Source organism: Rhizobium sp. BK289, from assembly GCF_014193575.1.
GTDB lineage: Bacteria > Pseudomonadota > Alphaproteobacteria > Rhizobiales > Rhizobiaceae > Rhizobium > Rhizobium tropici_C.
This window is the reverse complement of the sequence record NZ_JACHZO010000008.1, coordinates 198330-218923: the sequence shown is the minus strand read 5'-3', so window position 1 is coordinate 218923 and position 20594 is coordinate 198330. Positions and strand designations below refer to the sequence as shown.

The 20594-nt window shown below is 61.3% G+C and carries 18 protein-coding genes and 1 riboswitch; of the genes, 8 read left to right on the top strand and 10 right to left on the bottom strand.

The features are described from left to right. Positions 1 to 29: 29 nt before the first annotated feature. The 3 genes from FHT84_RS17545 to FHT84_RS17535 form a co-directional block, all read right to left on the bottom strand. A complete protein-coding gene (locus tag FHT84_RS17545; RefSeq protein WP_112341164.1) occupies positions 30 to 1067 on the bottom strand; it encodes a sensor domain-containing diguanylate cyclase in 1038 nt (345 codons plus the stop codon). 288 nt (positions 1068 to 1355) lie between these two features. Beyond that, positions 1356 to 3314: a methyl-accepting chemotaxis protein gene (locus FHT84_RS17540; RefSeq protein ID WP_112341163.1), complete on the bottom strand. Its 1959-nt coding sequence runs from the start codon at positions 3312 to 3314 to the stop codon at positions 1356 to 1358. Positions 3315 to 3577: 263 nt separating this feature from the next. Next, positions 3578 to 4579 carry a DUF4424 domain-containing protein gene (locus FHT84_RS17535; RefSeq protein WP_183763294.1) on the bottom strand — a complete coding sequence of 334 codons (1002 nt, stop codon included), beginning with the start codon at positions 4577 to 4579 and terminating at the stop codon, positions 3578 to 3580. 111 nt (positions 4580 to 4690) lie between these two features. Between FHT84_RS17535 and FHT84_RS17530 the strand changes: the two genes are divergently transcribed. Beyond that, positions 4691 to 5431, top strand: a complete 741-nt coding sequence (locus FHT84_RS17530) for a TlyA family RNA methyltransferase (RefSeq protein WP_112341161.1) — start codon at positions 4691 to 4693, stop codon at positions 5429 to 5431. After that, the gene (locus FHT84_RS17525) at positions 5428 to 6678 is read left to right on the top strand and encodes a class I SAM-dependent RNA methyltransferase (RefSeq protein ID WP_113251058.1); all 1251 of its coding nucleotides are present in this window, start codon (positions 5428 to 5430) and stop codon (positions 6676 to 6678) included. Before FHT84_RS17530 ends, FHT84_RS17525 begins: the two co-directional genes overlap by 4 nt. A gap of 167 nt (positions 6679 to 6845) precedes the next feature. Here the strand turns inward: FHT84_RS17525 and FHT84_RS17520 are convergent, their stop codons facing one another. Beyond that, positions 6846 to 7598: a crotonase/enoyl-CoA hydratase family protein gene (locus FHT84_RS17520; RefSeq protein ID WP_112341159.1), complete on the bottom strand. Its 753-nt coding sequence runs from the start codon at positions 7596 to 7598 to the stop codon at positions 6846 to 6848. Between the two features lie 9 nt (positions 7599 to 7607). After that, positions 7608 to 9386 carry an acyl-CoA dehydrogenase gene (locus FHT84_RS17515; RefSeq protein WP_112341158.1) on the bottom strand — a complete coding sequence of 593 codons (1779 nt, stop codon included), beginning with the start codon at positions 9384 to 9386 and terminating at the stop codon, positions 7608 to 7610. 285 nt (positions 9387 to 9671) lie between these two features. On the opposite strand from FHT84_RS17515, the gene FHT84_RS17510 reads away from it, so the two are divergent. Next, the gene (locus FHT84_RS17510; protein WP_112341157.1) at positions 9672 to 10673 is read left to right on the top strand and encodes a transporter; all 1002 of its coding nucleotides are present in this window, start codon (positions 9672 to 9674) and stop codon (positions 10671 to 10673) included. Between the two features lie 67 nt (positions 10674 to 10740). Here the strand turns inward: FHT84_RS17510 and FHT84_RS17505 are convergent, their stop codons facing one another. Further along, a complete protein-coding gene (locus tag FHT84_RS17505) occupies positions 10741 to 11211 on the bottom strand; it encodes a BA14K family protein (RefSeq protein ID WP_112341246.1) in 471 nt (156 codons plus the stop codon). A gap of 245 nt (positions 11212 to 11456) precedes the next feature. Here FHT84_RS17505 and FHT84_RS17500 point away from each other — a divergent pair, with 245 nt between their 5' ends. Continuing rightward, on the top strand, positions 11457 to 12467 hold the full coding sequence (locus FHT84_RS17500) for a GH25 family lysozyme (protein ID WP_112341156.1): 1011 nt from the start codon (positions 11457 to 11459) through the stop codon (positions 12465 to 12467). A 109-nt stretch (positions 12468 to 12576) separates the two neighbouring features. Here the strand turns inward: FHT84_RS17500 and FHT84_RS17495 are convergent, their stop codons facing one another. The 3 genes from FHT84_RS17495 to FHT84_RS17485 all read right to left on the bottom strand — a co-directional run bounded on the left by FHT84_RS17495 (position 12577) and on the right by FHT84_RS17485 (position 15833). Continuing rightward, positions 12577 to 13665 (bottom strand): hybrid-cluster NAD(P)-dependent oxidoreductase, encoded by a 1089-nt coding sequence (locus FHT84_RS17495; RefSeq protein WP_112341155.1) that lies wholly within the window; start codon positions 13663 to 13665, stop codon positions 12577 to 12579. A gap of 2 nt (positions 13666 to 13667) precedes the next feature. Then, entirely contained in the window at positions 13668 to 14912 is a 1245-nt protein-coding gene (locus FHT84_RS17490; RefSeq protein WP_112341154.1) for an aromatic ring-hydroxylating dioxygenase subunit alpha, read from the bottom strand. Between the two features lie 96 nt (positions 14913 to 15008). Next, positions 15009 to 15213: riboswitch (cobalamin riboswitch) on the bottom strand. A gap of 218 nt (positions 15214 to 15431) precedes the next feature. Next, a complete protein-coding gene (locus tag FHT84_RS17485) occupies positions 15432 to 15833 on the bottom strand; it encodes an ACT domain-containing protein (protein WP_112341153.1) in 402 nt (133 codons plus the stop codon). Between the two features lie 101 nt (positions 15834 to 15934). Here FHT84_RS17485 and FHT84_RS17480 point away from each other — a divergent pair, with 101 nt between their 5' ends. From FHT84_RS17480 to FHT84_RS17470, 3 genes are read left to right on the top strand one after another with little or no spacing between them, the layout of a single operon-like run. Continuing rightward, a complete protein-coding gene (locus FHT84_RS17480; RefSeq protein ID WP_112341152.1) occupies positions 15935 to 16552 on the top strand; it encodes a DUF6656 family protein in 618 nt (205 codons plus the stop codon). Between the two features lie 59 nt (positions 16553 to 16611). After that, positions 16612 to 17586, top strand: coding sequence for an L-threonylcarbamoyladenylate synthase (locus tag FHT84_RS17475; protein ID WP_112341151.1), 975 nt, complete (start codon positions 16612 to 16614; stop codon positions 17584 to 17586). A 33-nt stretch (positions 17587 to 17619) separates the two neighbouring features. Continuing rightward, positions 17620 to 19050: an FAD-binding oxidoreductase gene (locus FHT84_RS17470; protein ID WP_183763291.1), complete on the top strand. Its 1431-nt coding sequence runs from the start codon at positions 17620 to 17622 to the stop codon at positions 19048 to 19050. A 3-nt stretch (positions 19051 to 19053) separates the two neighbouring features. On the opposite strand, the gene phnF is transcribed toward FHT84_RS17470, so the two are convergent. Continuing rightward, complete coding sequence (gene phnF / locus FHT84_RS17465) at positions 19054 to 19788, bottom strand: phosphonate metabolism transcriptional regulator PhnF (RefSeq protein WP_169644643.1); 735 nt, start codon at positions 19786 to 19788, stop codon at positions 19054 to 19056. A 72-nt stretch (positions 19789 to 19860) separates the two neighbouring features. Between phnF and FHT84_RS17460 the strand changes: the two genes are divergently transcribed. Continuing rightward, positions 19861 to 20412, top strand: coding sequence for an MOSC domain-containing protein (locus tag FHT84_RS17460; protein ID WP_112341148.1), 552 nt, complete (start codon positions 19861 to 19863; stop codon positions 20410 to 20412). The last annotated feature ends 182 nt before the right edge of the window (positions 20413 to 20594 follow it).

Here is a 20594-nt window from a genome sequence, read left to right as displayed (position 1 = left end):
TCAGGCGGCCCCGGGGCTGCCTGATGTCGTCAACCATCGAGCCCGTTGAAGATCGCCACGCGGTCTCGACCGGCGGCCTTGGCCTGATAGAGCGCGGAATCGACATTTCTCAACAGCAAGGCACGTGTCGCGCCATCATCCGGCGCCAGTGCTGCGCCGATGCTCAATCGTGCGGAGACGGATACGCCCTCTACCGCGAATGGCGCTCGGAATGCAGCCAACAAACGCTCGGACAGGGAGACAAGCGCGCTCCTGTCGGTCGGGTCCGGCACGAAGATGGCGAATTCGTCGCCTCCCATACGAACGACGATGTCATCGGTGCGGATGACAGAGCGGATGCGGGATGCCGCCTCACAGAGAACTTCGTCGCCGACATTATGACCGAAGCGGTCATTGATGGATTTGAAGCCGTCCATGTCGAGATAGAGAACGCCGAAGTGGCGGCCAGCAGCAATGGCTGAACTCAATGCGCTATCAACCAGGTTTTCCAGTGCCGACCTGTTGAAGAAACGGGTCAGCGGATCGGTCATGGCAGCCGCCCGCAAGCTGTTCTCGGCGATTCCCATCAGCAGGTTTGACTTCTGCAGCCGCAGAAGCGCACTGGCAATCTGTGCAAACCGCATGAGACTCTCTTCTTCGCCTGGAGAGAACCGCCTCGGCTTCTGATCGAGAACGCAGAAGGCACCCACGGGCAAGCCGTTCTCCAGTCGCACCGGAGCGCCGGCATAAAAGCGGAAATAGGGATCATCGAGAACGAAGGGGGCAGCCTTCAGCTCCGGTTCCTCCATAAGATCTGGAAGGACCAGCAGTTCGTCGTCAAACACCACCCGCGTACAAATCGACATGTCGCGCGAGCATTCGGCAATCTTCAAACCCGCCTGCCCTGCGATGCGCTGCCAGTCCTCATCGATGATATTGATGGCTGCATAGGGCGTTTCGAACACACTCCTCGCCAGTTCGGCAAGGATCGCAAGCTCGGGTGTCGGGCTGTTGTGAATCGCATTCAGGGACCGTACGGCCAAAAGCCTCTGTGTTTCATTGGCCGGAACTCGGACCAGCTGTCCCATTCGAATCTCCCTCTGCGATCAGCGTGCGACTTACGGAATTAGCGGTTCTTCGCTCAGGGCAACCCTGCCGCCGATAAAATATCTAACAAATCTCGACCGAAAGGATGACTCACCAGCGCGCGAGAACGATCCCACGGCTCAAACAACCTATCCCCGAAAGGGAGACGCATTGCCCCAGCAAAACTGGGCAAGTTGTGGCAATGGAATAGTATCATCCATGAAAAACGAAACGGCCCGCCGCAAAGCGGCGGGCCGAGAACGTTAACGGCAGCGATTCGCAGAGATCGATCAGAATTCTTCCCAATCGTCCTGGGGCGCGGCAGCGGCAGCGGTTGCCTTGCCGGCAAAGGCCTTGGCGACCGTGCGCCCGAGAGCGCGGGCCGGAGACACCGCCGGCTTCGAACGCGCCGTTGCCGCGACGGGTCGGGCAAGCGTTGGCTGCGCGGGCGCCGCCTGAATGGAGTTGCCAAGGCGGAACTGCTGCAGCAGCTCGTTGAGCGCCGCGGCTTCGCGGGCGAGCGCATGGCTTGCGGCCGTCTGTTCTTCGACCATGGCCGCATTCTTCTGCGTGCCCTGATCCATGTTGTTGACGGCCGTGTTGATCTCCTGCAGACCGGTCGACTGTTCGCGGGTCGCCGTGACGATCGCGCCGACATGGCGGTTGATCTCCTGCACTTCGGAGACGATCAACTGGAGGGCCTTGCCGGTTTCGCCGACCAGCGAGACGCCGGTATTGACCTGATCGCTTGAAGTCGTGATCAGCGCCTTGATCTCCTTGGCGGCGTTGGCGGAGCGCTGGGCGAGCTCACGCACTTCCTGGGCAACGACCGCAAAGCCCTTGCCGGCCTCGCCAGCGCGGGCCGCCTCGACACCAGCGTTCAGCGCCAGCAGGTTGGTCTGGAAGGCGATGTCGTCGATGACGCTGATGATGTTGCTGATCTCGCCCGAGGATTTTTCGATCTGCTGCATGGCCGAGACGGCGTTGCGAACCACTTCGCCCGACCGTTCCGCACCCTGGCGGGCGCGCTCGACGAGATGGCCGACATCTTCGGCACGCTTGGCGGAGTCGCGGACCGTTATGGTGACCTGCTCCAGTGCGGCCGCCGTTTCCTCGACGGCAGCGGCCTGCTGTTCGGTGCGCTGCGCCAGATCATCGGCTGCAGAGCGGATCTCGTCGGCGCCGGCATTGATGGCGGAAGCATTGCGGCCGACGGACTGCAGAGCGGCTTCCAGCTTTTCCACCGCATTGTTGAAGTCGTTACGGACACTGTCGAACTGCGGCGCAAAGCTGTTGCGCAGGCGGGTCGCGACATTGCCGGAAGACAGGGCGGAGAGCCCATCCGCGAGCGCTTCCATGGCAAAGCGGATCTCGCCCTCCTCACGCGCCTTCTGTTCGTCATTCATCTGACGCTCGCGCTCGGCATCGCCACGCATGCGCTCGGTCTCGCCGGCGAGGCGCAGCTTCTCGATCCCCGCCTGCTTGAAGACCAGGACGGCATCGGCCATGCGGCCGACTTCGTCGCCACGGCCGACGGCCGGGACTTCGACATCATGCTCGCCATTCGCCAGTCGGCCCATCGCAGCGGTCATGCCGACGATCGGGCGCACGATGAGGCGCGACAGCAGCCAAGCGAGAACGGCGGCGGCGAGCGATACGAAGATGCCGCCGACGATAAGCGTCATGCGCAGATCGCCATTGGCGTCATCCTGCATGGCTGCCAGATCGCTCGCCTTGGCGCGGGCGGCCTGCTTGATCTTGGCGGCGGCGTCGCGGAAACTATCGAGCTGGCCCTTGGTTTCGTTCTGCCCGAGCTTGACGATCTGGTCGAGCGGCATCTCGGTTTCCTTGCGTGCCTTGGCCTGCGGCTCTGCCAGCTGATGGAAATAGACATCAGCGGCTTTCTGCATATTGTCGATCGCCTGCAACAGATCGGGGGAATCTGCCGCAATCTGCTTGGCGCTGGCGATGCTCTTCAGCATCCGCTCGCGATTGTTGAAGATATCGCCATAGGTGCTTTCGCTATGCAGCAGCAGGAAGCCGCGCAGATTGACGGCCTGTTCCAGCATCGCCTGCAGGGAGTCGTCGATCAGGCTGACGAGTTGCTGCGACTTGGTCTGCTCGGCGGCGGCACCGGCCGACGCTTCTTCCTTGGAATAGACGAATGCGGAAACGCAGGCGAAGATGGCGATCAATGCCGTGAACGTGATGGCAAGCTTGCCATTCAGCGAGAGTTTTTTCGCAAACATGGGCGAGCGCCTCCTGAGCGCCGGTCCTGGCGAGCCTCGTTAGGCCGCGATTGGGAGGAAACGCGACCGATGCTCGAAGAATTCAGGGAGGGGCATGATTGGGACGCAGACGCGCGAAGCCTTCATGGCAGGCGATGATCTCAAAACGATCACCGTAATCACAGGCATCAGTAGAGGCTCGGGCTTTAAATTTATTTAACTCCGCGCAACCGCACTGAGATGCCGCCGAACCACGGTGCGTTTCGTCTTCCGGCCGCTCTAATTCACCGCACGGCAGCGAGAATGAGAATATCCAGATCGTGTTCGGGATAGAAATCCTGCGCCGTCATCTGGAAGGTGGTCGCGCCGGTCTTTTTCACATCCTTGCCGCAGAAGCTGATGTAGTTGTCGGGACTGCCCTTATCGACCGTCAGCTCGAAATGCTTGATCGGACCGGACCAGTTGGCGCCCGTCGTCAGCACATAGGAGATCCAGCTTTCGGTATAGCCGCGCCCGCCCTTATCGACTGCGGCGGCAAGCTTGGTCGCCGTCTTCAGGAAAGGCTCATCGAGACAATACTTGGCGCGATAGGCCTGCAGCTGCTGCTTCTGATAGTCTTCCTCGCCGGCGAAGGTGATCGCCACGGTGCCGCCGACGCTGGGCTTGTAGCGATGTTCAACCGCGATCTTCACCTTGGCCGGAAACCTCGTGCGCCACCAATAGGTGGTGTGCAGCGTCCACATCGGCGTTGGGTGGTGCTTCATGCCCTGACCGTCAGCGTCGTATTCGTCATCGGCGATCAGGCCGCGGGCCGTCCAATCGTCGAGCACGTCGGCTGGCAGCTTGGCGACAGCATCTGCCGCCGCCTTGCTCAGCGGCAGCAGCGGGACACCGCGAGCGTTCAGCTCATCCGTCATGTCGACCCCGGCGACCGATACGCGCTGCTGTAAGGTCGGCGTGATGGCTTTGCCATCCTGCGTCACGGTGAAACCCAGGAAATTGTCGGAATCGACATTCCCTGCATCGACCATACTGTCTATATCGCCTTTGATATCGGGCATCGGAAAAGCGACGACGCTTTCGACATCCTTGTCGGAGGTATTTTCGAAGATGTAATCGACGCGGACCTGTTCCGCCGAAATGAACAGCTTTTCCTGCGCCATGCTGATATCTCCAGTGCGGACATAGGCGAGACCACCCGTCCTCAACTCGGCCATCGTGTCATTTGCCATAGCCGGAACGGCGAACATCGCCATTAGCGCCGCATAGCCACCGATCTTCCGCATGATGCCCTCGCCCGTTGATTGCAGCGATTATGGCCGGTTGCGATCCGTCGTCAACGCCGATATCAACATAAAGGGCTTGCAACATGGCCCATTGCCCGGCATGGACAGCCCATGTCCGAACCGCAACGCCTCGACCAGCTCCTCGTCACCCTTTCGCTCTTCGCCAGCCGCTCTCGCGCTCGCGATGCGATCCAGCGCGGCACGGTGACCGTGAACGGCAGGATCGTCACGAAGCCCGGCGCGCTGTTCACCGAAGACGCACAGATCAGCATTGATGATCCCGCGCAGGATTACGTCTCACGTGCGGCCTTGAAGCTGGTGGCGGCACTCGACCATTTCGGCCTCGATCCGCAAGGGCAGCATTGTCTCGATGTCGGCGCATCGACCGGAGGCTTTACCGAGGTGCTGCTGCAGCGTGGTGCTTCCCATGTCACGGCGATCGATGTCGGTCACGACCAGATGCATCCGCGCATAGTCGCCGATCCGCGCGTGACCAATATCGAGGGTTTGAACGCGCGCAATCTGACCGCCGAGGACATAGGCGAGCCCTTCTCCTTCGTCGTTTCCGATGTCTCGTTCATTTCGCTCAAGCTGGCGCTGGCGCCGGCCCTTGCGCTTGCCGAACCGGGCGCGCGGGCGGTACTGCTCGTAAAACCGCAATTCGAGGCGGGCCGCGATGCGATCGGTAAGGCCGGCCTCTTGAAGGACCCCACCTCCGCTCCGGCGGTGGCGGCCGAACTCGAGCGCTGGTTCACCGAAGACATGGGCTGGCAAAGCCTCGGCCTCATCGCCTCGCCCATCGCTGGCGGTGACGGCAATCAGGAATTTCTTCTCGCAGGGATCAAGCCATGAGCACCGAAACCGTTACCATCCAGAAGCTCGGCGCCCAGGGCGACGGCATCGCGCAGGGCGCCGATGGCCCGATCTACGTACCCTTCACGCTGCCGGGCGAAAGTGTCGCCATCGCGCGGGTGAAGAGCCAGGGCACGCTGATGTCGATCACGGCGGCCTCGCCGGATCGCCAGGAGCCGCACTGTCGGCACTTCGGCCCGCATGGCGTCAACGGGACCTGTGGCGGATGTACCCTGCAGCATTATGCCGACGCCCCCTATCGCGCCTTCAAGCGCCAGCTCGTCGTCGATGCCCTGCGGTCGAAGGGTCTGACACCTGAAGTGGACGATATCGTCGCCGCGCATCCGGGCGAACGGCGCCGGGTCGTCTTCGCCGCGCGTAAGACTGAAAAGGATATGCTGATCGGCTTCAACCAGGCTGAAAGCCATCATATCGTCGCCATCGAGGAATGTCCCATCGCTTCGGCCGGCATCATGGCCCGTCTGCCGGCGATCAAGACGATCGCCGCCGCAATCGCCATTAACGCCGAAGCCTTCCGCATTTCCGTCTTGGAGACACAGACCGGCCTCGATCTCGCCGTCGACGGCATCAAATCGCTTTCGGACAAGCAGCGCCGCAGCACGATCGAAACGGTGCTGTCGCTTCGCGGCATCGCGCGCCTTTCGCTGAACGGCGAGATCCTGGTGGAACCGGTGAAGCCGATCATCGATTTCGGCGGCGTGCCGGTCGCACCGCCGCCGGGCGCCTTCACGCAGGCGACCAAGCAGGCCGAGGATGCCATGGCCGAGCTGGTCTCAACCCATGTCGGCAAGGCCAAGCGCATCGCCGATCTCTTCGCCGGCAGCGGCACCTTCTCGCTTCGCCTGGCGCGGATCGGGCGGGTGCATGCGGTGGAAGGTGAAGAAAAGCCGCTCGCCGCATTGGATCACGCCGCGCGCAACACGCAGGGGCTGAAGCCTGTCACCGTGGAACGCCGCGATCTCTTCCGCCGACCCTTGATGGCGCAGGAACTGAAGGTCTACGACGCCGTCGTCTTCGACCCGCCGCGCGCCGGCGCGGAATTCCAGTGCAAGGAGTTGGCCCGCTCGCAGGTCAAGAAGATCGTCGCCGTCTCCTGCAATCCGCTGACGCTTGCCCGCGACCTCGCCATTCTGGTCGAGGGAGGTTACCGCATTACGCGGGTGACGCCGATCGACCAGTTCCTGTGGACCTCGCATGTCGAAGTGGTTGCGGCGCTGGAGAAGTAGCTCTCTTCGCCAGAAGTCGGGTGGCCGACCCTCGTGGTTCGAGGCTACGCCCTTCGGGCTTCGCACCTCACCATGAGGGCGGAGTCGCTCACGATCGAGATGCGCCAGAGATTAGCCCTCATGCGGAGGCCCGAAGGGCCGTCTCGAAGCACGAGAGCGGGTGAGCTTCACCGCTTCATGAAGGCTTCGAAAGCCGCGCGGGCTTCGGCGCTTTTCAGCTGGGCGGCGAAATGCTCGGCTTCTTTCTGGATTCGGTCGAGAACAGAATCCGGTGACCCGCGCATCAGGTCGCGGGCGATCCGAAGCGCCTCTGGCGGCTTGGTGGCGAGTTTTGCGGCCAGCGACAGCGTTTCGGCCTCCACCGCGTCCGCCGACGTTACCTTCCAGATCAGTCCGGCTTCCCTGGCGTCAGCGGCGGAAAAGCCTTCACCAAGGGCGAGCAGGGCGAAGGCGCGCTGATGCCCCATGACGCGCGGAGCAAGCAGGCTCGAAGCCGCTTCGGGGACCAGCGCGAGATCGACGAAGGGTGTCTTGAACAGACTGCGGTCGGAGGCAACAGTCAGATCGCAATGCAGATGGATCGTGGTGCCGATGCCGATCGCGAGGCCATCGACGCCGGAGACGACCGGCTTCTTCGTGCTCGCCAGCGCGACGAGAAAATCAATCACTTCGCGCCCCATATTGCCGCTCATGGCGAAGGCGAGGAAATCGGCCAGATCGTTGCCGGCGGAAAAACAGCCTTCCGTGCCGAGGAAGGCATGAACGCGGATATCCGCCGCGTCCTCCGCTGCTGTTAGCGCAGCGGTCATCGTCCGATACATTTCGCGGGTGATGGCATTCTTCTTTTCCGGTCGGTTGAACCGGATGACCTGGACCTGCGGCGCGGTCTCGGGGCGTTCGATGAGGATATGGTCGGTCATCATATATCCTTAGGCAAGCGCGATGCGAGCAGCTTCAAGGCTGCCGGCTCCGGCAACGACGCGATCGGCAAGGGCGGTGGTTTCAGCCAAAAGGTTCTCGGCGGCGAAGCGGCAAAGCGCGATGCGCTTGCCACCCTCGCCGTCGCCCGCATCGACGAGGCCGCCCTTGGCGAGATAGGATCCGGTCAGCACCAGTCCGAAGAGCCGCTGGTAAGGCGTGGCGCCCGCAAGGGCCTCAGCAATGGCGCCCTCGGCCTGCTTCGACAACAGCCAATCGCTCGCCTTTTCGAGATCGGCAATGGCCGCCCGCAGCCGCGGCGCAGTCTCCCCGAAACCGTCGAGATTGGACTTGGCGACCATATCGGCGATATCACGCAGTTCTGCGATGAAGCCGCGCACGTGATCACCATTGGCGATCGTCAGCTTGCGCGTTACCAGATCGATGGCCTGGATGCCGTTGGTGCCCTCGTAGATCGGCGCGATGCGCGCGTCGCGCAGCAGGCGCGCCGCACCGGTCTCTTCGATGAAGCCCATTCCGCCATGAACCTGGATGCCGAGCGAGGCGACATCGACGCCGGCATCGGTGGAGAAGGATTTGGCGATCGGCGTCAGCAGCGCGGCGCGCTCCTGCCAGAAACGGGCCTTCTGCGGATCGCGATGCGACATGTCGATCGCCTCGGCACAGGCGTAGCAGATGGCGCGCGCCCCTTGAGTCAGGGCTTTCATCGTCAGCAGCATGCGTGCGACATCGGGATGCTCGATGATCGGGCTCATGCCAGACGATGCCGTGCCGGGCGCGCGGCCCTGCGTACGCTCCCGGGCATAGGCAATAGCCTTTTGGGTCGCAGCCTCGGCAATCGCGACACCCTGGATGCCGACAGCGAGACGCGCGTTGTTCATCATCGTGAACATGCAGGCGAGGCCTTTATTTTCCTCGCCGACGAGCCAGGCGACGGCGCCCTTTTCCGACCCGTATTTTCCATCGCCATAGATCATCGTGCAGGTCGGCGAACCGTGGATGCCGAGCTTGTGTTCGAGCGAATGGGCGAAATAATCGTTGCGCGCGCCGAGCGAGCCATTGTCGTTGACAAGGAATTTCGGCACGAGGAACAGCGAAATGCCGCGCGTGCCGGCGGGCGCATCGGGAAGACGGGCGAGAACGAAATGAACGATATTCTCCGCCGCCTCGTGATCGCCCCAGGTGATGAAGATCTTCTGGCCGAAAAGGCGATAGGTGCCGTCGTCGCGGCGTTCGGCGCGGGTGCGCAGCGCCCCGACATCGGAGCCGGCATGCGGCTCGGTCAGGTTCATCGTGCCGGACCATTGTCCGGATACGAGCTTTTCCAGGTATTTTCTCTTGAGGTCGTCGCTGCCATGGGCAATCAGCGCCTCGACCGCGCCCATGGTCAGCGTCGGGGCGAGACCGAATGCCATGGAAGCGGAGTTCCACATTTCCAGCGTCGCGACATTCAGCATATGCGGCAGGCCCTGCCCGCCGAATTCCTCGGGCGCGGTCAAGCCGTTCCAGCCACCGGCGATCCAGTCGCGATAGAGCTTCTCCCAGCCATCCGGGAGCACCACCTTGCCATCGACCAGTTTCGCCCCCTGCTTGTCGCCAATCTCGGCAAGCGGCTCCATCTCCTCGCCGGCAAAACGACCGGCTTCCGACAGGATGGCATCGACGACATCGGCGCTCAAATCGCCAAGAATGCCCTCGTCCATCGCGCGCTCCATGCCCGCGATATGCTTTAGCGTGAACGCGATTTCTTCGACTGGCGCCTTGTACATGCTGCCTCCTCCGCATTGGTGCCGGCAATGACCCGCCTCACCCGGATCATCGCTCGTCTGTGGTCATAGCTAGTTTATTTTTACGTAAACGTCAATTTAAGTGAGGTGGCAAAGATGTTGATTCCACCGCCTCGCGAACCTTCAGCTCCCATACGTCTTGCGCGCGCCGCACGGCTGTGACATCGCCGCCCGCAGCCGCGATTATTCCACCAGCGCGCGGACTTGCATAAACAATCGTCATGAACGAAGACTAAGGCAACTGTTCAGAAACCGAATGATACAGCCATGAACACGATCACGTCAGTCAACACGATACCCGGCTTCATCTGGGCCTATCGTCTCCGCCCGGGCGAAGCCAAGCCGGAGCGGTTGCCCGACGATACCGATCGTTCAACGCTCTTTAGCGGCGACGGCTTCCTATGGCTGCATCTCAATCTTGTCGATGCGCGCGTTCCGGCTTTTCTGGAGGATGCGCCGGGCCTGAACGAAGCCGCACGCATCGCGCTGACAAGCCACGAGACACATGCAGCAGTCACCGTCGACGAACAGATGCTCTTCGGCACGCTGGTCGATTTTCAACGCGACTTTGCGAGGGATACCCATGATATCGGCTGGCTGCATTTTGCCGTGACCGATCGCATGCTCATCACCAGCCGGCTGCAGCCGCTTCGTAGCCTGGATCGGGCGCGAATGCTGATCGACAAGAATGCCACGAAGTTTTCCCGTCCCCTCGATATTTTCGAGCTGCTGGTCGTCGAATTCCAGCGCACCCTGATTTCGGTCGTCATCGAGATCGGCGAAGAGCTCAACCTCATCGAAGACTTCGTCCATGGAAATACGTCACGCGACGAACGCGCGCGGCTGCCGCCCGTGCGGCGGACGATCGTACGGCTCCATCGGCATCTGCGCACGGTGCTGTCGCTGATGCGCCATGCGGCCGCCTCCGACGATGAGGAAATGCCGCTCGGTTTCGAGGACGTCGCCGCGCGCTTGACGGGCCGGCTCGAGGCAGTCGAACACGATGTCTATGCATTGCAGGAGCGAGCCAGGCTGCTGCATGAAGAAATCGATTCGAAGCTTGGGTCCGAGATCAACCGACATCTCTACATCCTGTCGATCATGACCGCATTTCTGCTGCCGCCGACGCTGGTGACCGGCTTCTTCGGCATGAACACCTCAAACCTGCCGCTTTCCGGCGGCGTGGGTGGTACGGAATATGCCGTCGGCTTCATCGTCGCCTCCATGCTGCTGGCATGGTGGCTGCTCAAGCGGGTCAACATTCTCTAGGGCTGAGACATGGAAAAGCCGCCCGGAAGGGACCGGACGGCTGGTATCGGCAATCTGGAACCGCCGCTTAGAAATACGGCGAATAGCACTGGCGGCGCGGACCGTAGTTCGGCTGGAACGTATTATCGTAAGCACGGTAGGAGCGATAACGCGACTCGCACCAAGCAACGTGACGCGGATTGATCCCGGCGCTCGGAGCCGGAGCCGGCGCATAGTAACGCGGCTGGCTGGCGATCGCGCCGCCGATCAGCGCGCCTGCGCCGAAGGCTGCCAGCGGGAACCAATAGCCGTCGTGGTAGCGATAGCCATGGCGATAGCCGCCGCGATAGCCGCGGTAGCCGCCATACCAGCCGCGGCGATAGTAACCGTCATGGCGCCACTGCACCTGTTCGACATTACCGGGCGCGGCCTGGGTGGGCGCGGACTGTTTTACGATCGGTGCGGCGGGCATCTGCATGGCGAAAGACGGTGTGAAGCTCGTCAGAGCGACGGCGGCCGTTAAGGCGACAGTCGCGATTTTTGCACGGAAACCAAGCATTTTCATCTCCATTCCCTGGTTCGACTTGTACTCAAGCCTGTAGCGTTTCATGTCGGGAATGCTTCCCGAGCAAGGTTTCGCCGCCTGCTTCGTCGCATATCCGAATAGATGGCAAGAAACGCGGCAGCGCGTTATTTAGTTCCTCAAATCCCTACCGATTTAAGGAGTTACGAGGGGCTCCACGATGAATTTATAGTGATCGCTTTCTTAACCCAAGATTAACCAGCAATCCTTACTATTATTTCATGAAAGGATACCGAAAGAGTAACCTCCTCATTTACGGCTTGCTGACGATCCTGACCCTGATGGGGCCGGTCTCCAAGCCTTCGGCCGGTGAAAGCCAGCCCTGGGGCGATCCCAAAAACGCCCTGATCGTCGATGCTTACGAGCTGAACACCATCGACTGGAACGCGTTTCTACAGGACAAACGGATAGCCGGCTTCATCTCCAAGGCCTCAGACGGGTTGCCCGAAAGCTTCAGCTGCACCGGGGACCACGGCGGCGATACGGTGGCCCATTGTAGGACGATGTGGCGCAAATATGCTGTCAGCCGCGAGCTGTTCCAGACGCGGCGCATGCTGGCAAAGGCGAATGGCCTGTTGTGGGGCGCCTATCATCTGGGGCGACCCGGCAATCCGATCAATCAGGCCAATCATTTTCTCGATTATGCCGATCCGCAGCCCGATGAGTTGATGGTGCTCGATATCGACGGCATGGACACGACACAGTTCATGTCACTCGACGATGCGCAGATCTACGTCGCCCACATCAAGGTCAGAACCGGCCGCTACCCCATTCTCTACGTCAATCACAACACGGCGCGATACATAGCCGACCACCGCGGCACCTATCCGCTGCTGTCGCGGCTGCCCTTGTGGTATGCGCGCTACAAGCCGGATTTGAAAGGCACATTCCCGCTCGGCAACTGGGACAATTATGCCATCTGGCAGTTCGCTTCTTCGGACAATTGCTCGGAGAAGAGCTGTCCCTATCGCGTGCCGGGCACGCTCACCGACATCGATGTCAATGTCGTGCCGATGACGAAGGTTCAGCTCGCCAAGGTCTGGCCCCAGGGCGATCTCCTGCCGGCCAAGCCGCTGCCCGCGCCGGACCTGACGATCGCGCTTGCACGGATGTGCAACGGGCCGCGGCAGACGCTCGTTTCGCTCGTGGCCGATATCGACCCGGTCGTCACGGCGTCAACGCCGCAATCGACGCCGGTCGAGATCAACGAGCTGAACTATCAGGATTTCTAGAGCGTGATGCCGAAAAGTGTGGGCGGTTTTCGGACAACATCACGCTCTACTTCTTTGCTTCTAGAGCGGATTCAAATTTTAGGTCGAATAGACCTAAAATCGTCCGGCTCTAGGCCTCGACCTGGACGTCCGTCTTCGGACGCGAACAGCAGGCGAGGATATAGCCCTCGTCGATCTCGTCATCGAGGATGCCGCCATTGTGGCTCATCTCGACTTCGCCCGAAAGCTTCAACACCCGGCATGTGCCGCAGAGCCCCGATTCGCAGGCCGCACCGATGCGCACGCCGGCACCGCGCGCCGCCTGAAGCACGGTCTGTCCCGCCGCGCAGACGACATCCTTGCCAGCCATGGTGAAGCGAATCGTCGTCGCGGCCTCGCCCGATGCATCATCGGAAACCTCCGCAAGCGGTGTCGCCGCATTGGCCGGCTGGAAGCTTTCCTGATGGTAGCGCGACATGTCGAAGCCATGGGCTTCCAGCATGGAGCGCACGGCATCCATGAAGACTTCCGGGCCGCAGCAGAAGATCGTCCGATCCATAAAATCGGGCGCCAGCAGGCCGATCTTCGCCTTGTCGATGCGTCCCTTCAATCCCGACCAGAGATCGGTGCGGCCGCAGCCCTCGACGATGAAGCCGAGATTGAGGTTCGGCATGAAGCGCGCGAGATATTCGAGCTCGGACCGGAAGATGATATCGGCCGGGCCGCGCGAGCAGTTGACGAAGGTGATATCAGACAGCGGCGCGGTATCGGACATGTAGCGGGTCATCGACATCATCGGCGTGATGCCGGAGCCGGCGGAGATGAAGAGGTATTTCTCGCCGGGATGACGGATATGACTGAAATCGCCGAGCGGGCCGAACGCCTTGATGCGCATGCCGGGCTTCAGGTTCTCGAACATCCAGCGCGTGCCGATGCTGTCCTTCTGCGCCTTCACCGTCACGGCGACCGAGAAGGGCCGCGACGGCGTCGACGACAGCGTATAGGTGCGCATGACCGGCTCCGGAGCCGTGGGCAGCTCCAGCGTCACGAACTGGCCCGGCAGATAGCGGAACCAGTTATCCTTGTCGGAGCGGAACGTGAAGGTCATCACTTCGGGCGCTTCGGGCGTTGCCGAGAGGCATTCGAGCACATGCTGCCTGTCATTCCAGGGCTGCATCTGATCGAGGTGACGATGCGGAAGGGAGACGGTCATGTTCATGCTCAGGCAACCGCCGACAGCTTGGACTGGTCACCCTGCAGCCGGTTGATCATGAACGTCGTGTACCATTCGACGAATTGCATGACGCCGCCTTCGTGGATTTCCGAATAGGGGCCAGGCTCATAGGCCGGCGAGCGGATACCGAAGGCGTTTTCCTCGACGATGCGGCGATCCTGATCGTTGGTTTCGGTCCAGACGTGGGTCAATTCCTCGAGATTGTAGTCGACGCCCTCGACGGCATCCTTGTGGACGAGCCACTTCGTGGTGACGGCGGTTTCCTCGGCACTGATCGGCAGGACACGGAAGGAAATCGCATGGTCGCCGAGCATGTGGTTCCACGTGGTCGGGTAGTGGAACAGCAGCATCGTGCCGATGCCATTGATCGTCACATCCGGTGAAAGCGGCCGCCTGACGGCATTCTGGCCGGACATGGTGTAGCTCTCGGCTCCTTCGATCAGCGGCATGCGCGCGGCGCGAAACTGGCCATCCGGCGAAATCTTGAACTCGCTCGGCAGTCCGGCAGCTTCGCAGCGCTGCCAGTGCTCGGTGATGACAGGATCGCTCATCGCGCCCTGCACGCCGGTCACGGTCGGCGCTTCCGGGAAGGTGCGGCAAAGTTCGGGGTGGTTGGCCGCGCAATGATAGCATTCGCGGTTATTTTCCCAGACGAGCTTCCAGTTGCCCTTTTCGATGATGGTACTCTGGAAGGCGACCTTGGCTTCGCTGATGCGGTGTGGGGCCATGTAGGGCTCGATCGTGGCGCGAACCGGTGCGAAATCCGGAGCGTTCTGCGCCAGGCAGATGAAGATGTAGCCACCGACACTTTCGCAGTGAACCGGCTTCAGCGAATACTGGCTCTTGTCGAAATCCTCGGCCATCTGACGGGCAAAGAGCAGCGAGCCGTCGAGCTCGTAGGTCCACTGGTGATAAGGGCAGACGAGCTTCGCCGAGGAGCCGCGCTCGGTGGTGCAGACACGCGAGCCGCGATGGCGACAGCTGTTGTGGAAGGCGCGGATGACCTGATCGCGGCCACGGACGATGACGACGGGATAATCGCCGATCTGGACGGTGAAGTAGTTGCCCGCGCGCGGCACTTCGCAATCATGACCGATGAACAGCCAGTCGCGATAGTAGATCGTCTCCATATCGAGTTTGAAGTAATCCGGGTCGGTATAGAATGGTTGCTCCAGGCTGAAACCTGTCCGGTGGTTCTTCAATTGCCGCAGAACTTTGCTGCCGATATCCATTTGCCTATCCTTCGCAGTACCAGGAAACGGGCGAAGGACATGCATGGCTGGTTGAAGACAGCCGAAAGCAATGTCCCGGCCGCCCGCCGCGGTCAGTAAACCATATGTGCCCAAGGCTGGTTTCCGGGCTCTGGAGCGGCCCTGTTTCCAGAGCCCCATGGCACCTTCCCAGGTCGATCGACCCAGTGGCTTTATTCGCCATGCCTCACTCCACCACCGTTGCGGGGGCAGCGCCGGATTTTGACCGGCTTCCCAATTCTCCGTCTCCCTAGCAGACGGCACCTTGAGATTGATGTCATCATATCGCTCGGCCCGAGCGCCCGCTGTGCTGCAATGCGACATCGGCTTCGAAATTGACGACAGGCGAAACGGGACGCCGGGACGGTTCCAGAAAGAAGCGATATAGAAAAATAATTCAATCGCTTATACGGCCGCACCAAAATGCGGGCATGCGGTCAATCCGCCCCTAACTGATGACGCTTTATCCTGAATGCGACAGGGCTGTTATCGACGGGTCGCCTAGGTGGCGGCAAGCGCCAGCAGCGCGGTCATGGCGCGATCCGCGTCGGCGGCCGGAACGAAGATGTGATCGTGGTAATAGGCCGCGACGACATTGGCGCTAACGCCTTCATTTCCAAGGGCCGTGGCAAAGGCTGCGGTGAGTCCGACCGCCTCCAGGGACGAATGCACTTCGAGCGTGATCATGCGCATGGCGGGAGCGGCTGGAAATCCCGCCATGCGGGCCGTCTCCAGCGGAAGGATCAGCGTCACACCCTCCTTTTCCCGGAACAGCCCGATCGGATCCAGATGCAAATGATCCGCCAGTGTCGATGCCGGCACACTGCAATAGACGAATTCGCCCTCGGCGAGATTCGGTTTCATCTCGGACAGAAGCTGCTTGAGATCGATTATTCCAGGCATGTTCTCTGTCTCCTCAAGGTTCGGCGTCTCAAAACGGTTAAGCCCGGCTCAAGCTATTCCCTCTACAATGCCGTCCAGAGACATCTAAAGCGAGATCCGGCATGGCCAAACTCAGATATTTCGACGCTGGGAAGCCCGCCGAGCCCGAACCGGCGCCACCGGTATCGACGACGGGGTACAGCGAATTCCTGCGCACCGGCCGCATCAACCGCAACAGGCCGCATTGGCTGGCGGAAGAGCGGGAATACCTCACCCATGAACAGGTGGCTGAGCGTACGGCACAGAAGCTAAGGAATGCCGGCGAAAAGACCCATGACCGGCTCAACAACTTCCATAAGTCCATCCGCTTTCCGAAGCTTATCTTTCATCATACGCTGAAAGACACGCCGCATCTCGGCTATTGCCATGTCACGGCGGCGCGGACGCAGTTCGCACGATATGAGGAAGTGAACTGGGCTTTCTATATCGCCAACTTCTTTGCCCGCATCGGCCAGGAAGAGAACTTCTTCGAAGACATCAGCCTGAAATATTCGCGGATGTATTTCGCCGTCGCCATCCATCCGGACAGGCAAGCCGAAGACAAGAAGCTGACGATCAACCGCGACATCCGCGGCAATGGCGTGCTTTTTCATACCCACGATCCGCAGATCGCCATCCGCAATGTTCTTCTCCTCGGCGCCCGCAACGAGCAGCTTCGCGACATCATTCGCCAGCTTTGACGATTGATCCGAAAACTCGAAGAGCATAAGAAACGGCCTGAACTGCAAGCAGGCAGGCCATGGCACGACACATAGATATTCTCGAACATCCGCAAACGGCGATAGAAGTGGCGACGGCGACCCTTGCCGAGGGGCTGCCGATCGGACTGCCGACGGAGACGGTCTACGGCCTTGCCGCCGATGCCACCAATCCTGCCGCGATTACCCGGATCTACGAGACGAAGGGCCGTCCGCGCTTCAATCCGCTGATCTGCCACATGAGTGATCTCGCCATGGCCGAACGCTATGCGGTCTTCGATCCTATCTCCCGTAAATTGGCGGAAGCCTTCTGGCCCGGCCCGCTGACGCTGGTGCTGCCGCTGAGATCCGACAGCGGCATCCATCCGCTGGCGACCGCCGGCCTCGACACGGTCGGCATCCGCGTACCGCAGGGCTTTGCCGGCGAGCTGATCCGCGCCTTCGACCGGCCGCTTGCGGCGCCGAGCGCCAATACTTCGGGCAAGATCAGCGCCACAAGCGCCGATCATGTTAGTGACGACCTCGGGGAGCGGATCACGCTCATCCTCGACGCCGGAGCGTCAGCTGTCGGCGTGGAGTCGACCATCGTCAAGGTCGAGGATGGCGAGATGCGCCTCCTGCGGCCGGGTGGCCTCGCGGCAAGCGAGATCGAACGGGTGGCCGGCAAGGCGCTGAAGCGCAAGAAAAAGGCTTCGGCTGCCATTGAGGCACCCGGCATGCTAGCCTCGCATTATGCGCCGGGAGCGGCGGTGCGGCTCGACGCGACGGAGGTTTCCGCAAGCGAGGTGCTGATCCGCTTCGGGACGCCTGATATTCCTGGCACCGAAAAGGCTATTGCCGTGCTGGATCTGAGCGCCAACGGCGATCTCTCGGAAGCCGCCGCGAATCTTTTCGATTTCATGAAGCGCGCCGATGCTACGGGAGCCGCGACCATTGCTTTTTCGCATATTCCTGACGAGGGCCTCGGCGAGGCCATCAACGACCGGCTGCGCCGTGCGGCCGCGCCCAGAGAATAAATCCGCCCGACACCATCAGGCAAAGGACACGCCATGAGCAGCTCCGCCCCCTCTTCCGACCTTCTCGACCGCTTCACCGCCATCGTCGGCGAAAAACATGCCGTGCGGGACCCTGCGGAAATCGCGCCACATCTCGTAGAAAATCGCGGGCTCTATCACGGTGCCTCGCCGATGCTGCTGAAGCCCGGCTCGGTGGAAGAGGTTTCGGCCATCCTCAAGCTTGCCAGCGAAACCGGCGCGGCCATCGTTCCGCAGACCGGCAATACCGGCCTTGTCGGGGGCCAGACGCCGCGCGAGGGCGGCTCGGACATCATCCTGTCGCTGGAACGCATGAACCGCGTGCGCGATATCGATCCGGTCGGAAATACCATGATCGTCGACGGCGGCTGCGTTCTCGCCGATGTTCATAAGGCTGCGGCCGAGCACGGCCGCATGTTTCCGCTTTCGCTCGGTTCCGAAGGCTCCTGCCGCATCGCCGGCAATCTTTCCACCAATGCCGGGGGCACGGCCGTTCTCGCCTATGGCAATATGCGCCAGCTCTGCCTCGGCCTCGAAGTCGTGCTGCCCACGGGCGAGATCTGGAACGGCCTGCGCCGTTTGAAGAAGGACAATACCGGCTACGATCTGCGCGATCTCTTCATCGGCGCGGAAGGCACGCTCGGGGTCATCACCGGCGCAGTGCTAAAACTCTTTCCGCAGCCGCTCGGCCATCAGGTGGCCTTTGCCGGCCTGCAATCGGTCGATGACGCGCTGACTTTATTCAAGAATGCCTCCAGCCTCTGCGGCACGGCGCTGACCGGCTTCGAGCTGATGCCGCGCATCGGCGTCGAATTCACCACGCGACATATTCCGGGCGTGCGCGATCCGCTGGAGACGACCCATCCCTGGTATGTGCTGATCGACATCTCCACCTCGGATTCGGCCGAAACGGCCGAGCGGATGATGACGACGCTGCTGGAAAAGGGCTACGAAGACGGTCTGGTGCAGGATGCGACCATCGCCAGCTCCGAAGCGCAGCAGAAGGCCATCTGGCATATGCGCGAGAGCATGTCGGACGCCCAGAAGCCGGAGGGCGGCTCGATCAAGCACGATGTTTCCGTGCCGGTCGCGCAAATCCCCCAATTCATGGCGGAAGCCGAAAAGGCCGTTGTCGCCGCCATGCCCGGCGCGCGCGTCTGCGCCTTCGGCCACATGGGCGACGGCAATATCCACTACAACATCTCGCAACCCGTCGGCGCCGACAAGGCCGAGTTCATCGGCCGCTGGCGCGAGATCAACAAGATCGTGCACGGGCTTGTTCTGCAGCATGGCGGTTCGATCTCCGCCGAGCACGGCATCGGCCAGCTGAAGCGCGACGAACTGGCTTCGATCCGCTCCGATATCGAGATCGACCTGATGCGGCGGATCAAAACGGCCTTCGACCCGGCAGGCATCATGAATCCGGGCAAGGTCCTCAATATCTGAGGTTTAGACCGTGACGACGACCCGCTCGGAAGCGAAGCAGCCGATCTGGCAGGAAATGACGGTACCATCGGCATCAATATCCTCGCCGGCATAGGCCAGCACTGGTGTCAGGCGCGATTGCTGCAGCAGGCGTGCTTCGGCTTCAGTCGGCATGCGCGCCGTGATGTCGGTGGAGCGCCGCCAATAATCCGTCACGCCATAATCTCTCAGGGCTGCCGTGAACGAGCCCATTGCGGCGAACTTCTCCGCTAGACCGGGGAAGCGCTTTGCCGAGCAGCTGCGCATGACGACCGAGACGGGAAGTGCATCGGCATAGGCGACCAGGCACATGTCCAGCACGGCCTCGCCCGGCTGCAAATTCAGCCTTGCGGCGATATCGGCGGATGCCGGCCCCTCCTTCGCCGAGAAAACCTTGCGCGTGAGGTTCGCATCCGTCGCAGTCAGATCCTTGCTGAACCGCACCTTGTCGCCCAATTGGAAACGGACGGGCATGTCGGCGCGGACATAGGCGCCGCTGCCGCGCGCCACTCGCAGCAAGCCCTCCCCTTCCAGTTCTGCGATCGCACGCCGCATCGTCACCCTGGAGACGCCGAATTGTTCGGACAGGGTCCGCTCGCTCGGCAGGCGACTGCCTGGAGCATGACTGCCCTTGTCGATAGCGCGTCGGAGTTCCGCGGCAACGCTCACCCAGCCTCCAGCAACTTTTGCGCCTTCGCCCTGTCGATTTTTCTCGTCCATCACAATACTGTCGCCTTGAAATTGGTATATACCAATTTATAAAGATCCAGATCATTTATGGAAGGGTTCGGCATGGGCGACAAGCGCATATATGTGACTTCGGTCAGCAGCAGCGGCGTGCACGAGTTCAGCAAGCAGACCAAACATTACATTCAACTACTGACCGGGCTCGGCGTGGAGGGCGACGCGCATATGGGGGTGACGGTGAAGCATCGCTCACGCGTCGCGATCGATCCGACCCAACCCAACCTGCGCCAGGTGCACCTCATTCAGGAAGAGCTGTTCGACGAGCTTACTGAAAAGGGTTTTTCCGTTTCGCCGGGTGACATGGGCGAGAACATTGCGACCCGAGGGATCGACCTGCTCTCGCTGCCCCAGGGGACACGCCTGCATATCGGCGCGGAAGCGATCGTCGAGGTCACGGGCCTGCGCAACCCCTGCAAGCAGATCGACAATTTCCGGAAGGGCTTGCTGCACGCGGTGCTCGACAAGGATGCCGACGGCGGTCTGGTCCGCAAGGCGGGGATCATGAGTATTGTCGTACAGGGCGGCCGGGTGCAGCGCAATGATGCGATCCGCGTCGAGCTGCCGCCACTGCCGCATGTGAAGCTTGAGCGCGTTTGATATCGAGATCGATGTGATGCGTTCTGTGCAGGGAGAAGTCAGCTTTGAATATGCCGAGCGTCCGAGACCCCCTCTGTCACTTCGTGACATCTCCCCCACAAGGGGGGAGATCGTTGGGAGTTTGACGGCCGCGCTCGTTAAAAACAGAACTTCGATTTCAACAGACGCGATATCAGCTTGAG

Bases quoted from the DNA above. Each gene is read 5' to 3' on its own strand.
- FHT84_RS17545 (WP_112341164.1), bottom strand. From the start codon at position 1,067: ATGGGACAGCTGGTCCGAGTTCCGGCCAATGAAACACAGAGGCTTTTG.
- FHT84_RS17540 (WP_112341163.1), bottom strand. From the start codon at position 3,314: ATGTTTGCGAAAAAACTCTCGCTGAATGGCAAGCTTGCCATCACGTTC.
- FHT84_RS17535 (WP_183763294.1), bottom strand. From the start codon at position 4,579: ATGCGGAAGATCGGTGGCTATGCGGCGCTAATGGCGATGTTCGCCGTT.
- FHT84_RS17530 (WP_112341161.1), top strand. From the start codon at position 4,691: ATGTCCGAACCGCAACGCCTCGACCAGCTCCTCGTCACCCTTTCGCTC.
- FHT84_RS17525 (WP_113251058.1), top strand. From the start codon at position 5,428: ATGAGCACCGAAACCGTTACCATCCAGAAGCTCGGCGCCCAGGGCGAC.
- FHT84_RS17520 (WP_112341159.1), bottom strand. From the start codon at position 7,598: ATGACCGACCATATCCTCATCGAACGCCCCGAGACCGCGCCGCAGGTC.
- FHT84_RS17515 (WP_112341158.1), bottom strand. From the start codon at position 9,386: ATGTACAAGGCGCCAGTCGAAGAAATCGCGTTCACGCTAAAGCATATC.
- FHT84_RS17510 (WP_112341157.1), top strand. From the start codon at position 9,672: ATGAACACGATCACGTCAGTCAACACGATACCCGGCTTCATCTGGGCC.
- FHT84_RS17505 (WP_112341246.1), bottom strand. From the start codon at position 11,211: ATGCTTGGTTTCCGTGCAAAAATCGCGACTGTCGCCTTAACGGCCGCC.
- FHT84_RS17500 (WP_112341156.1), top strand. From the start codon at position 11,457: ATGAAAGGATACCGAAAGAGTAACCTCCTCATTTACGGCTTGCTGACG.
- FHT84_RS17495 (WP_112341155.1), bottom strand. From the start codon at position 13,665: ATGAACATGACCGTCTCCCTTCCGCATCGTCACCTCGATCAGATGCAG.
- FHT84_RS17490 (WP_112341154.1), bottom strand. From the start codon at position 14,912: ATGGATATCGGCAGCAAAGTTCTGCGGCAATTGAAGAACCACCGGACA.
- FHT84_RS17485 (WP_112341153.1), bottom strand. From the start codon at position 15,833: ATGCCTGGAATAATCGATCTCAAGCAGCTTCTGTCCGAGATGAAACCG.
- FHT84_RS17480 (WP_112341152.1), top strand. From the start codon at position 15,935: ATGGCCAAACTCAGATATTTCGACGCTGGGAAGCCCGCCGAGCCCGAA.
- FHT84_RS17475 (WP_112341151.1), top strand. From the start codon at position 16,612: ATGGCACGACACATAGATATTCTCGAACATCCGCAAACGGCGATAGAA.
- FHT84_RS17470 (WP_183763291.1), top strand. From the start codon at position 17,620: ATGAGCAGCTCCGCCCCCTCTTCCGACCTTCTCGACCGCTTCACCGCC.
- phnF (WP_169644643.1), bottom strand. From the start codon at position 19,788: ATGGACGAGAAAAATCGACAGGGCGAAGGCGCAAAAGTTGCTGGAGGC.
- FHT84_RS17460 (WP_112341148.1), top strand. From the start codon at position 19,861: ATGGGCGACAAGCGCATATATGTGACTTCGGTCAGCAGCAGCGGCGTG.